Here is a 13520-nt window from a genome sequence, read left to right as displayed (position 1 = left end):
CTCGCACGCCTCGCCGGAGGAACAGCCTCGCCGGGATCAGTCGTCGTCGGACGTCAGGCGGCCGGCCACCACGTCGATCTCCACCTTGATCCCCGCCAGCTGGGAGCCGACCGTCGTGCGGGCCGGCTTCGGGTACGGGAAGAACTCGCCGTACGCCTCGTCGAACTCGGCGAAGTCCGCGAGGTCCGCCAGGTGCACCGTCGTCTTGACCACGTCGCCCAGGTCGAGCCCTGCCTCCGCGAGCGTGGCCTCCACGTTGCGCAGCACGCGGCGCGTCTGGTCCGCCACCGACTCCGGGATCTCCCCGGTGACGGGATCCTGCGGTCCGAAGCCCGCCGTCCACACCAGGTTCCCCAGCCGGATCCCCTGGGAGTAGTTGCCGGCGGGCTGCGGTGCGTCGGGGGTGCTGATCTTCTCGCGGGTCATGGGACTGCCTCTCCGTGGTGAGCGGTACCGGGACCCAGTCTTCCTCAGCGCACCGCCCGGCCGGGGAGGGCGCCGGTGAGCCGCCCGTCGCGCAGGGTGGGGATGCCGTCGACGAGCACCGCCTGCACGCCCGTCGCGGGCCGTCGGGGAGCGTCGTAGGTGGCGTTGTCGGTGACGGTCGCCGGGTCCACCAGCACCAGGTCCGCGCGCAGTCCGGGCGCGACCGTGCCCCGGTCGGCCAGCCCGAACCTGCGCGCCGCCGTGGTCGACAGGTGCTGCGCGGCGGTGGGCCAGTCCCAGTCACCGAGCTCGCGGACGTGCCGGCCGAGGAGGCGCGCGAACGTGCCCCAGGCGCGGGGGTGCGGGTGGCCGCCGCGGAAGATGCCGTCGGAGCCGGCGCAGTGCGCCCGGTGGCGCAGCAGCGTCCGCATCGACTCGTCCGAGTTGGTGGGCGGCTGCTCGAACACGCAACCGACCTGCAGGTTCGTCGTCACCAGCAGGTGGAGGGCTGCGTCGGCGGGCGGCAGGTCGAGCCGCGCGGCGTACTCCACGAGCGACAGCCCCTCGGCCCACGACGCACCGGGGACCCAGGACAGCGTGACGCGAGGCCACACCTCGTCGCGGGCGGGGAGCCGCGCGCGGACGGCCGGGTCGGCCAGGAGGGCGAGCGTGCGGTCGGCGTCGKCCAGCGGCAGCCAGTCCGGGAGCGCGGCGAGCGCGAGGATCGTCGCGCCGCGCAGGTACGGGTACGCGTCGAACGTGAGGTCGAGCCCCTCGGCGAGCGCGGCGTCGACCAGCGGCACGAGGCGGTCGGCAGGCCCGTGGTAGTGCGAGACGTGGGTGCCGACGCCGGTCGCGCGAGCCAGGTCGAGCAGCTCCGCGAGCGCGGCCGGCGCCCGGTCCTCGTAGCCGCGCATGTGGGAGACGTGCGGCCGGCCGCGTCGCGCCAGGACCTCGCACAGCGCGACGAGCTCCGCGCGGTCCGCCGACGACGCCGGCGCGTACTCCAGTCCGGTCGACATCCMGCGCGCGCCGTCGTCGAGCCCCTGCTCCAGCAGCCGGACCATCGCCGCGACCTCGTCGGGGCGCGCCGGACGGTCGTCGGCCCCCAGGACCGCGAACCGGAGCGTGCCGTGCGGGACCAGGTACGCGGTGTGGACCGTGGTCGCGCGGTCGTAGGTGGCCAGCAGCTCCGCGACGGACCCGCCGCGGAACGTCGGGTGCGTGCCGTTGATCGCCGCGAAGTACCGCTCCGCGTACCCGGTCGCACCCGACCCCGGGGGTGACGGCGCGAACGAGACGCCGTCCTGACCGAGCACGACGGTCGTCACGCCCTGGTGGGTCAGCGCCGCCTGCACGTCGGGGTCGAGGACGAGCGCGTCGGCGTGCGAGTGGGCGTCGACGAACCCCGGCAGGACGAGGAGGCCGCCGGCGTCGATCACCTCGGAGCCGTCGACGGGCAGGTCGGGGCCGACCTGCCCGATGCGGTCGCCGTCCACCCGGACGTCCGCCCGGACGCCGTCGGCCAGCCGACCACCCCGGAGGAGCACGGTCAGACCTGCAGGCCGATCAGCCACACCGCGCCGAGCGCCAGGGAGGCGAGGCAGACGAGCAGCAGGATGGCGACCCACAGGGCGCCCGGCGTGTGCGTCAGCCGGCCGAGCAGGCCCGCGTCGGAGGTGTCCGGCACGCCGCGGCGCCGGCCACGGCGGCGTTCCGACTGCATCTCCAGCACCGCGCGCGGCGCCCCCAGCAGCAGGAACCAGGTCACCGCGTACGCGGCGATGCTCTGCACCGTCGCCGATCCCCACACCGTCACCGCGACCAGCAGCGCACCCGTGACCAGCACCGCCCACAGGCCGTACCAGTTGCGGATCTGGACCAGAACGAGCAGCAGGACGACGAGCAGGATCCACAGCAGCGCGACGGCGTACCCGCGGGACAGCAGCCACGCGGCGCCGACGCCGAGCAGCGCCGGGCCCGTGTACCCCGCGGCGACCGTCGCGACCATCCCGGGACCGCGCGGCTTGCCCACCGACACGGTCAGGCCGGAGGTGTCCGAGTGCACCCGGATGCCCGACAGCCGGCGTCCGACGAGCACAGCCACCGTCGCGTGCGCGGCCTCGTGCACGATCGTCAGCCCGTGCCGCGCCACGTGCCACGCCACGGGAACCAGCAGGACCAGCAGCACCCCCGCTGCGGTGAGCAGCACCACGGTGCTCGACGGCACCGGTTGGGGCGTGGTGATGTCCTGCCAGGCGTCGCCGATCCAGTCCACGGGCGGGATCCTTCGTCCGTCGTCGTCCACCCAGCCGGGCGGGCACGACGGACCCTACCCAGCCGGGGGCGCCTGGGTGGGCAGGACGACGTCGGTCCCGTCGGCGGTGATGCGCACACCGTCCGCGACGACGGTCGCGTCGGACAGGACGAGGCCGTCCGGGAGGCCCTCGACGGGGATCTCGACGTCGGTCAGCCGGTCGCCGATCGAGCTCGGCAGGTCGTCGACCGACACCGTCAGCCCCGCGATCTGCACGTTCTCGACCGACACGAGCAGCTTGCCGTCCTCGACGCGCGGCACCAGGTTGGCGGCGAGCCGCAGCCCGAGCACCTCGCCCGACGCCGTGAGCGCACCACCGTCGACCGCGACCGCGATCTCCAGGTTCGAGCGGTCGGCGACGATCTGCTCGATCGAGGCGGTGGGCAGGGTCGCGGAGATCGTCGCGGTAGCCACCGTGTACGGCTCCGACGTGCTCACCCCGTGCCCGTCGAAGGTCACGTCGGTGGCGTCGATCCCCTCGAGCGTGACCCCGTCGACCGTGCCCGTGACGTCGTCGATGGACCCCGCCAGCAGCTGGGTGAGGAACGGGAATCCCCCGAGCTCGACGGTCGGCGTGCCGACGACGTCGAGGTTCTCCTCGATCGCGGCGACCACCTGCTTCTCGGCCGACGACTCCGCCACCCGGTCCGCGACGAACGCGCCGGCCACGAGCACGACGCACGTGGTCAGCACCCCGATGGCCACTCCGCGCGCGCTCACGGGATCAACCTAGGGGTCCGTGCCGCCCTGCGCTGGTCATCGGCGGTTCTCGCACCCGATCCCGTCGCCGTCGCCGTCGAGCGTGGGGGCGTAGCCGGGGTCACCGACGCGGACCGGCGCGGCGCCCGCGGCCCACGCCTCGGCGCAGCTCGAGAAGGGGCCGGTGACGGGAACCTCGGCGACCGGTGGCGACACCTCCGAACCGGCGGGCAGCGGCTCGTTCGGGCACGACGACAGCACGCCGACCATCGCATCCTGCTCGGCCTGCGTGACCCACAGCCCGTACGCGTACTTCACGCCGACCTGCCGCGCGACGTACGCGCACCGGAACGCCTTGTTCGGCGGGAGCCACGTCGCCGCGTCCCCGTCGCCCTTCTGCTGGTTCAGCGGACCGTCGGCGGCGAGCAGGTTCAGCGGGTCGTTGCCGAACGCCTCCCGCTTCGCGGTGTCCCACTGCTGAGCGCCCTTCTGCCAGGAGTCCGACAGCGCGACGACGTGGTCGATCTGCACCGCCGACGACGTGTCCTGACCGCGGACGAACGCGATCGGCGTGCCCGAGTACGGGTCGAGCAGGGTCCCCGACACCACCACGCAGCCGTTCGTGCCGTCCTTGAGCACCTGGTCCGTCAGGTCCCGGCGCAGGATGTCGTTGCGGGTGTCGCAGCCGTTGCGGTCCACGTCCTTCCACGCCTGCCCGTAGAGGTCCCGGTCGTACCCGGTCTTCGGCGCGCGGCCCTTCACCGGGAGGAGCGCGGCCGCGGCCAGGGCGGTCTGCGGCTGCGCCAGCGCCGGCTGGTCGTCGATGCTGGGGCTGGGACTGGGGTGAGGGCTCGGGCTCGGGGTCGCGCCGACGGTCGCGTGCGGAGCAACCACCGGGTCGACGGTCGCGACGGCGCCGCACGCGACGAGAGACGCAGCGAGCAGCCCGACGACGCCGGCCACCGGTGCCAGGCGCCAGGGCAGGCGCCGGGCGTCGGAGGCGGTCCTCATCGGTCTCGTCACGCCCCGAGTATCGGTGCGCGCAACCGGTCCGATGCACGACGAAGGTCCCGGTCAGCGGGTGATGCGTCCCACATGGTGGTCCTGCCGGGAAGATGCTTGCGCCTCGCAACCTTGGCACTGTCATGGCCCGGAACCCCGCGACGCGCGTGAGCGTCGGCTTCGTCCTCCTGCTCTCGGCGCTCACCGCCCTGGGCCCGTTCACGTTCGACACCTACCTCGCCGCGTTCCCCGAGATCGCCGACGACCTCAACACCACCGCCGCCGCGGTCCAGCTGACCATCGCCGCGTCGCTCGCCGGCCTGGCCCTCGGTCAGCTCCTCATCGGGTCCGTCTCCGACGCGTACGGCCGCCGCCGGCCCCTCCTCGGCTCCCTCGTGGTCTACGTGCTGGCGTCCGCCGGCCTGGTGCTGGTCCAGAACATCACCGCGTTCACCGCCCTGCGGTTCGTCCAGGGGTTCACCGCCGCTGCCGGGATGGTCCTGTCCCTGGCCGTCGTCCGCGACAAGTTCGAGGGGCTCGCCGTCTCCAAGGTGATGGCCCGGCTGATGCTCGTCGTCGGCGTCGCGCCGATCATCGCGCCCACGATCGGCGCACAGCTGCTGCTCGTCGGCTCCTGGCGGCTGATCTTCGTCTTCCTCGCCGCCACCGGTGCCGTGCTCTTCGTCGTCGCGTGGTTCGCGCTGCGCGAGTCGCTCCCGCTCGCGCTGCGGCGCACCGGCGGCACCGGCGCAGCACTGCGGACCTACCGTGACCTGCTGATCGACCTGCCGTTCCTCGGCCTCGCCCTCATGTCCGCGTTCTACCTGTCGGCCATGTTCACCTACGTCGCCTCGTCGACGTTCGTGTTCCAGGAGGGCTACGGCCTGTCGCCGCAGCAGTTCGGCTGGGTGTTCGCCGCCGGCGCCGTCGCCATCACCGCGGGCTCCCAGATCAACGGCGCCCTCGTCGGCCGCTTCCGGCCCGAGCAGATCCTCTCCGGCGCGGTCGCGGTCGGCGTGGTGCTCAGCCTCGCCCTGTTCGCGACGACGCTCCTGGGCGCCCCGTTCTGGCCCGTGACCGTCCTGCTGGTCCTCACCCTGGGCACCGCCGGCTTCGTGCTGCCCTCCGCACCGGCCATCGCCCTGGCGTCCAACCCGCACCGCGCCGGGTCCGCCGCCGCCCTGCTCGGCGCCCTGCAGTTCGGGCTGGGCGCGATCATCGCGCCGCTGACCAGCATCAACGGCACACCGACCGCCGTGACCATGGGCGCCGTCATGGCCGGCGTCATCGTGATCGCTGCCGCCCTGCTCGTCCTCGTCCGCCGCTCGTGGGCTCGTACCGCCCTCGAGGAAGCCGAGAGCGTCGTCGCGAAGGCACACGCCGCGCACGACCTGGTCGCCGCACCCGAGGTGCCGACGGCCCGCGCCGCCCGGGTGACCCCGGAGGTCGCGACGCGGTAGCCCTGACGCCTGCGCGATCGGCGGGGAATATTGTGGCGCACGTCACACTTGCGACTTAATCTGAGCCCTACGCGCTCGATGAAGGACGCACGATGAGCTGGATCATGCTGGCCGCTGTGATGTTCGTCCCGGCGCTCGTCTTCGGTGCGATCTGGCAGCTGTTCCCGTCGCCCGACGAGCCGCCGCGATGGCGCACGTTCGTGGCCACCCGGCTGGAGCACCTGGCCGAGCGGATCCGGCCGCAACGACCCCCCGAGTACGACCCGTTCACCACCCTGCGCGTCCAGGAGCGGCTGAGCGTCGTCGCCGACCACGTCCGCTCGCTCGAGCTGGACCCACGCACCTTCGCCCGCGCCGAGCGGATCATCGCGTCCCAGCTGGCCTACGACCAGCTGCTGGTCGAGGCGTGCCGGCTGGCCGGCGTCGAGGTCCAGCCCGCCGCGAAGGGCGACCCGGCCGAACGCTTCCGCGAGGAGGTCGAGCTCGCCTCCCGCGGCTGGGCCTGGTGACGGAGCGGGCAGTCAGCCCGCGCGCACCGTGAGCGTGCTCGGACCCTCGGCCGTCGGGCGGATCTCGATGCGGTCCGCGATCGACTGCTTCAGCGCCTCGACGTGCGACACCACCCCGACCACCCGACCGCCGGCGCGCAGGCGTCCGAGCTCGGCCAGCACCGCGTCGAGCGTGTGCGGGTCCAGCGACCCGAAGCCCTCGTCGACGAACAGCGTGCCCAGGTCGATCCCGCCCGCCTCCGCCGTCACGACGTCGGCCATGCCGAGCGCCAGGCACAGCGACACGTAGAACGTCTCCCCGCCGGACAGGGTCCGCGGGTCCCGCGCCTGCTCGGTGCGGTGGTCGATGACGCGCATGGCGAGCCCGGTGTTCCGCGCGCGCACGTCCTCCTTCTCGTCGCTGCGGACCAGCTCGAACCGGCCGTCCGACATGACGAGCAGGCGCTCGTTCGCGGCAGCGACGACGTCCTCGAAGCGGCGCATCAGCACGAACGTGGCCAGCGACAGGTTCCGGGGGTTGTCACCACCGCCACCACCGGTCAGGTCCGCGAGGCGGCTGACCGGACCCGCGGTCCCCAGCGCGTCGGCGAGCGCGGTCGCGGACGCGACGACCGCGTCACCCGCGACGCCGGCCGCCGCTGAGCGGTCCTCGGCCACACGTGCCTCGCCGGCCGTCCGCTCGGCCTCCTGGCGCGCGGCGGCCTCCGCGGTGGTCGCTGCGTCGAGGTCGACCACGAGGTCGTCGGCGAGGGCCGCGAGCGCGGGCTCGGCCAGTCCGGCGGTCGCCCGGTCGAGGCGGGTCGCGTACGAGGTCACGATGCGGTCGAGCTCCGCGAGGACGGCCGCGTCGACAGCGGCGGCGTGCGCCTCGTCCGGCGAGTCGAAGCCGTGCGCGTCGAGCCCGTCGGCCAGCTCGGCCTGTCGGCGGCCGAGCTCGTCGTGCGCGGCGTCCTGCTCCGCGAGCGCGTCGAGCACGGTGCCGGACGACGCGACCCGTTCGAGCAGCTCGGCGTGCCGGGCGGCGACCGTCGGGTGGTCCCCCCGCCCGGTGACGACCTCGGCCTCGGCGGCGTCGAGGTCCAGCAGCGTCACCTCCAGCGTCGCCCGCTCCCCCGCGAGCCGCGCGACGGCGGCCGCACGCTCGGCGTCCCGGGTGCGGGTCTGCACGTCGAAGGCGTCCAGCGCGGGCTCCAACCGGTCGACGTCGGCCTGCGCGGCCTGCGCCTGCGCGAGCGCCGAGCGCGCCCGGTCGCCCCGCTCGGACGCGTCCTGCGCGGTGCCGTCGCCCACCCGCGCGCGCAGCGCGCCGACGCGCTCCTCCAGCACGCTGCACCGCTCGGCGGCGGCGTGCAGGCGGCGCTCGGCGTCCGCCCGGTCGGCCTCCGCCTGCTCGACCTGCTCGGCGGACACGTGGTCGGCTCCGAGCACGGCCTTGGCGGGGTGCTCCGCGGAGCCGCACACCGGGCACGCGTCACCGTCGTCGAGCCGCGCCGCGAGCTCGCCGGCGAGGTCCCTGACCCGGGCGGCCCGCAGGTCCCGCTCGGTGTCGAGCGCGACCACCGCGGCGGCGCCGGCCGCAGCCCGGGCCATGACGGCCTCCGCGAGGGTCTGCTCGGCCGCGGCGAGCGCCGTGTGCGCGGCAACGATCTCGATCGCCGCCGCGAGCGCGGACTCGCGCTCCCCGGCCGCAGAGGCGAGCGACCGAGCCGCCTCCAGCGTCGTCCGCAGTGCTGCGCGGGCGGCCGGCCGTGCGGCGAGCCACTGGTCGTCCGTCGCGATCGCCGCGACGAGGTCGTCGACCGCGTGGCGGGTCTGACGCACGCCGCGACGACGGGACTCGAGCCCGGCCTCGACGTCCACCAGCCGCGCGAGCGCACCGGCCGACTCCGCCGCCGAACGTCCCGCGGCCTCCACGTGCGTCCGCAGGGTGGTGCCGTYCGGCGGCGTCCCGATGTCCTCGGGGGCTGCGTCCAGCGCCGCGGTCAGGGTCTTGCGCGCCGCGTCGAGCACGGTGGCGGCACGCTCGGCACCGAGCAGGAGCGGCCGGACGGCGCGGGCCGCCCGCGCGGCGGTGAGCTGCAGGACCGCCTCGGCGTTCAGGTCCGCCGCGGCATCCAGAGCCGCACGCTCCTCGCGCAACGCGGCCCGTCGTCGGAGCAGTGCGTCCGTCGCGGTCACCTGGTCGAGGTCCGCGCGCGCTGCCCGGCGTACCGCGTCGGCCGCGACCGCCGCCGCGCGCGCACCGGCGGCCCACCCGTCGAGCACGTCGGTCCGCTCGGCGACCACCGACCGCACCGCGGCCACGAGCCCGTCGCCCGTCGCCACCGCGGCGTCGATCGCCGCACGGACGTCCGCGGCCTCGTCGTCGGTGAGCCGCGCGGCGCCGACCAGCTGTGACGTCCCCGACGACAGCGCCGTCCGCGCCGCGGCGCTCGCGCGGTCGCTCTCCCGACGCAGCTCCGCCAGCCGGAACGCCAGCCGCTCGTACACCTCGGTGCCGAAGATCTTCTGCAGCAGCCCGCGCCGCTCCTCGGGCTTGGCGCGCAGGAAGTGTGCGAACTCGCCCTGGGGCAGCACGATCGTCTGGACGAACTGGGTGCGGTCCAGGCCCACGGCCTTCTGGATCTCGGCGCCGACCTCGTCCAGCCGGTTGCCCAGCGGCACGCCGACGGAGTCGAGGGTCGCCGGGTCGAGGTCCGTCCCGGCGGGCAGCCGCCACGCCTTCACCGACGCGTTCGCGGTGGTGGTGCCGCTGCCCCGGCGCTTGGCCCGCTGGTAGGCCGGGGTGCGGCGCACGCGGTAGGTGCCGGCGGGCACCTCGAAGACCAGGTCGACCACGCTCTCCACGTCGTCGGCCGCGTACGCCGAGCGGAGCCGGTCCTCCGACGCCTCGCTGGACGCCACCTTCCCGTACAGCGCGAACACGACGGCGTCGATGAGCGTCGACTTGCCGGAGCCCGTCGGCCCCTCCAGCAGGAACAGCCCCGCCTGGCCGAGCGCGTCGAAGTCGACGGTGTGCCGGCCGGCGAACGGCCCGATCGCCTGGAGCGTGAGGGTGCGCAGGTGCATCAGGCGCTCCGCTCCATCGCGGCGACGTCCTCGTACGCGCGCCGCAGCACGTCCGCCTCGGCGGGCGTCGGGCCGTGGCCGGTGACGTGCGCGAGGAAGTCGGCGGTCACGACGAGCGGGTCGTGCGCCGCGGTGACGACCGCGGACCGGGAGGACTGCGCCGACGTCGCCGCGCGGTGGTGGACCACGAGTGCGTGCGGGAAGCGCTGCTTGACCCGGCGGTACAGGTCCTCCGGGCGGTGGGCGTCGGTGACGGTCACCCGCGTCCACGCGTCGGTGTGCGCAGCGCCCGCCGCACCGAGCAGCTCCTCGAGCGTGCCCGTGACGTCGGCCAGCCGGCGCGGGACCGGCGCGGCGACCAGCGACGTGCGCACCTGACCGCCGGACAGGTCCACCAGGACCGTCGACTTGGTGTGGTGCTGCTCGGAGAAGGAGTAGGCGAGCGGCGATCCGCTGTAGCGCAGGACCGTGCCGTCGACGCCGGACACCGTCTGGGGACCGTGCAGGTGGCCGAGTGCCACGTAGTCCGCGCCTGCGAACACCCCGGCGGGCACCTGGTCCACCCCGCCGACCCGGATGTCCCGCTCGGAGTCGGTCGGGGCGCCACCGATGACGAACGCGTGCGCCGCCACCACCGAGCGTGGCCGAGCGCCCCCGCGGCGTGCCGCGAGATCGTCCCGGATGCGTCGCATCGCCGCGGCAGCGACCGCCTGGTGCGAGCGGGCCAGCGGCTCAGGACCGTCGGCCAGCTCGACGCGCGCGAAGTCGGGGTCGAGGTACGGGATGCCGTACGCCAGCACGTCACCGTCGTCGTCGGGAAGCACCACCGGCTCCGCGAGGCCGGCGACCCGCGTGCGGAGCCGGACGCGGTCCCGCATCAGCGCCGACCCGAAGCCCAGCCGCGTCGCGGAGTCGTGGTTGCCGGACGTGACCACGACCGTGGTGTGCTCGGCGAGGCGCGCGAGCGTCTCCGAGAGCAGAGTGACGGCCTCGACCGGCGGGATCGCGCGGTCGTACACGTCCCCCGCGACGACCACCGCGGAGACCTGCTCGGCGCGCACGACGTCGACCAGGTGATCCAGGTACGCCGCCTGGTGGTCGATCAGGTCGACCCCGTGCAGCGACCGGCCCAGGTGCCAGTCCGACGTGTGCAACAACCGCATGCGGCGAACGTAGACCAGCCCACCGACACACCCGCTGACCGGGCTCGGGGTGGCGTCAGACGGTCGCCGCCGGTACCTCGCCGGAGAGGCCGACCATCTCCAGCATGTCCCGGAGCACCCGGTGCGGGTCCAGGAGCGTCACGGGGATCTGCTCCGCGGAGGCCGCGAGGTGCAGCTGCAGCACGAACGCGATGCCCGACGAGTCGATGAACGTCGCCAGCGTGGAGTCGATGACCACGGGAAGCCCGCTGACCAGCGCGACGCCCATGCACGCGCCGGCCTCGTCGCGCAGCGCGGMGTCGATCTCCCCGACGAGGCTGATGACGGTCTTCGTGTCCTGGGCGTCGACTCGGATGGCTCCGGCCGCGGGCGCGCGATCGATCACGACGAACTCTCCTCAGCTCTCGCCCCCGTGTCCGGATCTGCATTCCGGCGGGTCGACGCTACCGCTCGTCCGACCCGGGCACCTACGACATCGCGAACGGATGTGGACCCCCGGATGTTCCCGCGGGCGAGCGGAGCTAGCCTCGTGCGATGGCCCACCACGAGCTCCCCGCCAGCCACGCCGACCTGCTGGACCGCCCGCTCTTCGCCCACCTCGCGACGGTCGCGCCGGACGGCGCGCCGCACAGCAGCGTCATGTGGTTCGTGTGGGACGGCGAGGTGCTGCGGTTCACGCACACGTCCACCCGGCAGAAGTTCAAGAACCTGCAGAACGAGCCGCGGGTGGCGATCTCCATCCACGACCCCGAGAACCCGTACCGGTCGCTCGAGGTCCGCGGGGCCGTCGTGGAGACGGTTCCCGACGACGAGGTCGCCAGCTTCTACAAGTCGCTCCAGACCCGCTACGGGCAGGACTACGAGATCACCGACGCCCCGCGGCGCGTGATCCTCACGGTCCGCCCGACGACGTTCGTCACGAAGTAGCGCAGGGCTCAGCCGCAGCGCAGCGCAGGCTCAGCCCGACCACGAGCCGCCTCAGGCGGACTGCGCGCCTTCGGGCTCCGTCACGTCCGAGACCGTCGCGTCCAGGGCTCGCACCAGCTCGGCACCGTCCACGGTCGCCGCGAGGCCGAAGGCCCCGGCGCCGATGGACACCGTCCGCGTCCGGATGCGCGCGTCGGCGACGACGGGCCACGCCACCTGCGAGCCGAACGGCGTGATCGTGCCGCGCTCGTACCCGGTGACATCCTTGGCGGTGGCCGCGTCGGGCATCGACAGGCGCGACACCCCGAGGAGCGCGCGCAGCTTGGGCCACGAGATCGTTCGGTCGCCCGGCACCAGCACGAAGAGGAAGTCGTCGTCGCCGCGGCGCACCACGATCGTCTTGACGATGCCGGCGGGGTCGATGCCGCGCGCCTCGGCCGCCTCCGCCAGCGAGCTGACGCGTCCGTGCCGGGTCACCTGGAACTCGATGCCCGACGCCTCGAGGCCGGCGAGGGCCCTGCGCTCCCCGTCGGTCGGTGCGGCTGTGTCACTCATCCGGTCACTGTAGGACGGGCCTGTCGGCATCCGCCGCGGTCGAGAAGCCTCTCGCCTGGGTGAACTCGCCGGACCCGCGGCCGGACGCACCCGAGGACGCCGCAGTGGTCCACCGGGGACGCACCCCAACGGTTGCGGCGAGGTGTTCGTTCTCTCTCTGTGACAGCCCGTCCGGACGAGCAAGGGGGTGACTCGTGGCAGCAGCCTGGCACCAGGTGCTCGAGGAGGTCCTGCGCGACCGGCGCTCGGCGCTCGTCGGGTACGCCGCCCTCTTCACGCTCGACCGGGGCGACGCCGAGGACCTGGCGCACGACGCGATCGTCCGCACGTTCGCCCGGCGCCGCCCGCTGACGGACGTGTACTCCGCGGAGGGCTACGTGCGCGCCGTGATCCGCACGATGTTCATCGACTCCACGCGGCGCTCGATCTCCTGGCGCGCGAAGGTCCACCTGCTCGCCGAGACCGACCACGCCCCGTCGCCCGAGCACGCCACGGCGGCCGTGCTGGACGTCCGCGCCGCGCTCGCCGGCCTGGCACCGCGCGAGCGGGCCGTCGCGGTGCTGCGGTTCTTCGACGACTTCACCGTCCCCGAGATCGCCCACGAGCTCGACCTGAGCGCCGGTGCCGTGAAGCGGTACCTGTCCGACGCCACCGCCAAGCTCCGCACCGCGCTCGGGCCGGACGCCCTCCCCGACGACGCGGTCACCGTCACCACGATCCGGACCGGAAGGAGCGAGCCATGACCGCCCCGCTGCGCGACCTCCTGGGAGAGCTGGCCGACCACGAGGCCCGCACCTCCGCCCTCGCGGCACCCGACGTCCGAACAGAGGCCCTGCACATGCGTACCCAGATCCGCCGTCTTCGCACCCGTCGCATCGCCGCCGTCTCCGTGGGTGCCGCGGCCGTCCTGGCCATCGGGATCGTGACCGCGAACGCCTTCACCGCCCCGCCGGCGCTCCTGCCCGTCGCGCCGGACCCGTCGGTCACGTCGAGCCCGGCTCCGGCGCCGTCCCCGTCGGAGCCGTCGATGAGCCCCTCGCCCACATCCGTCGTCGAGACACCGCCCGTGACACCGCCCGTGACCCCGCCCCAGCAGGCCGACGTCTCGCACGGCGGCGAGGTCTGGGGGACGTACGTGGCGGTCGTCGACTCGTTCGACTCTCCGGAGGCTGACGCCGCCGAAGCCCGGATCACCGAGCTCGGGTACACGCCCTCGGGTGGCTCGGTCGGGTGCGACGCGGGTGCGGCCGAGGCGCTGGGGCTCCCGCAGGACGTGATGGTCGTGGCGTCGTACTTCACGACGGAGGAGGACGCGGCGCTGTTCGCGCAGATGTACGGGCCGGATGCGCTCGGCATCGCGAACGTCACGCTGTTCTGCCTCGACTGACGACGG

At 74.2% G+C, this 13520-nt stretch carries 14 protein-coding genes; 5 read left to right on the top strand and 9 right to left on the bottom strand.

The genetic code is table 11. The annotated features are described in order from the left end of the window. Nucleotides 1-36 precede the first annotated feature (36 nt). The 5 genes from ACXJKF_RS03140 to ACXJKF_RS03120 are packed head-to-tail and all read right to left on the bottom strand — an operon-like array spanning nt 37 to nt 4453. Nucleotides 37-426 carry a RidA family protein gene (locus ACXJKF_RS03140; protein ID WP_056018785.1) on the bottom strand — a complete coding sequence of 130 codons (390 nt, stop codon included), beginning with the start codon at nt 424-426 and terminating at the stop codon, nt 37-39. Nucleotides 427-470: 44 nt separating this feature from the next. Continuing rightward, nucleotides 471-1976, bottom strand: coding sequence for an N-acyl-D-amino-acid deacylase family protein (locus ACXJKF_RS03135; protein WP_456786280.1), 1506 nt, complete (start codon nt 1974-1976; stop codon nt 471-473). Nucleotides 1977-1978: 2 nt separating this feature from the next. Further along, complete coding sequence (locus ACXJKF_RS03130) at nt 1979-2704, bottom strand: M50 family metallopeptidase (RefSeq protein WP_456786279.1); 726 nt, start codon at nt 2702-2704, stop codon at nt 1979-1981. Nucleotides 2705-2758: 54 nt separating this feature from the next. Continuing rightward, nucleotides 2759-3463, bottom strand: coding sequence for an LmeA family phospholipid-binding protein (locus tag ACXJKF_RS03125; protein WP_456786278.1), 705 nt, complete (start codon nt 3461-3463; stop codon nt 2759-2761). 36 nt (nt 3464-3499) lie between these two features. Continuing rightward, nucleotides 3500-4453 carry a GmrSD restriction endonuclease domain-containing protein gene (locus tag ACXJKF_RS03120; RefSeq protein WP_456786277.1) on the bottom strand — a complete coding sequence of 318 codons (954 nt, stop codon included), beginning with the start codon at nt 4451-4453 and terminating at the stop codon, nt 3500-3502. A gap of 134 nt (nt 4454-4587) precedes the next feature. Here ACXJKF_RS03120 and ACXJKF_RS03115 point away from each other — a divergent pair, with 134 nt between their 5' ends. Beyond that, the gene (locus ACXJKF_RS03115) at nt 4588-5904 is read left to right on the top strand and encodes a multidrug effflux MFS transporter (RefSeq protein WP_456786276.1); all 1317 of its coding nucleotides are present in this window, start codon (nt 4588-4590) and stop codon (nt 5902-5904) included. A gap of 92 nt (nt 5905-5996) precedes the next feature. Beyond that, complete coding sequence (locus ACXJKF_RS03110; protein ID WP_456786275.1) at nt 5997-6413, top strand: hypothetical protein; 417 nt, start codon at nt 5997-5999, stop codon at nt 6411-6413. 12 nt (nt 6414-6425) lie between these two features. On the opposite strand, the gene ACXJKF_RS03105 is transcribed toward ACXJKF_RS03110, so the two are convergent. From ACXJKF_RS03105 to ACXJKF_RS03095, 3 genes are read right to left on the bottom strand one after another with little or no spacing between them, the layout of a single operon-like run. Then, complete coding sequence (locus ACXJKF_RS03105) at nt 6426-9482, bottom strand: AAA family ATPase (protein WP_456786274.1); 3057 nt, start codon at nt 9480-9482, stop codon at nt 6426-6428. Beyond that, a complete protein-coding gene (locus ACXJKF_RS03100; protein ID WP_456786273.1) occupies nt 9482-10645 on the bottom strand; it encodes an exonuclease SbcCD subunit D in 1164 nt (387 codons plus the stop codon). Before ACXJKF_RS03100 ends, ACXJKF_RS03105 begins: the two co-directional genes overlap by 1 nt. Nucleotides 10646-10700: 55 nt before the next feature. Then, nucleotides 10701-11030: an STAS domain-containing protein gene (locus ACXJKF_RS03095; RefSeq protein ID WP_456786272.1), complete on the bottom strand. Its 330-nt coding sequence runs from the start codon at nt 11028-11030 to the stop codon at nt 10701-10703. Nucleotides 11031-11179: 149 nt separating this feature from the next. Between ACXJKF_RS03095 and ACXJKF_RS03090 the strand changes: the two genes are divergently transcribed. Further along, nucleotides 11180-11572 (top strand): PPOX class F420-dependent oxidoreductase, encoded by a 393-nt coding sequence (locus tag ACXJKF_RS03090; RefSeq protein WP_456786271.1) that lies wholly within the window; start codon nt 11180-11182, stop codon nt 11570-11572. Nucleotides 11573-11623: 51 nt separating this feature from the next. On the opposite strand, the gene ACXJKF_RS03085 is transcribed toward ACXJKF_RS03090, so the two are convergent. Next, nucleotides 11624-12127, bottom strand: a complete 504-nt coding sequence (locus tag ACXJKF_RS03085; RefSeq protein ID WP_456786270.1) for an aminoacyl-tRNA deacylase — start codon at nt 12125-12127, stop codon at nt 11624-11626. Nucleotides 12128-12321: 194 nt separating this feature from the next. Between ACXJKF_RS03085 and ACXJKF_RS03080 the strand changes: the two genes are divergently transcribed. Next, on the top strand, nt 12322-12870 hold the full coding sequence (locus ACXJKF_RS03080; RefSeq protein WP_456786269.1) for an RNA polymerase sigma factor: 549 nt from the start codon (nt 12322-12324) through the stop codon (nt 12868-12870). Beyond that, complete coding sequence (locus ACXJKF_RS03075; RefSeq protein ID WP_456786268.1) at nt 12867-13514, top strand: hypothetical protein; 648 nt, start codon at nt 12867-12869, stop codon at nt 13512-13514. Before ACXJKF_RS03080 ends, ACXJKF_RS03075 begins: the two co-directional genes overlap by 4 nt. Nucleotides 13515-13520 lie beyond the last annotated feature (6 nt).

The sequence above is a fragment of the Cellulomonas sp. P5_C5 genome, assembly GCF_054049655.1.
The sequence above is the reverse complement of the archived record's forward strand: the minus strand, read 5'-3'. Positions and strand labels throughout refer to the sequence as shown.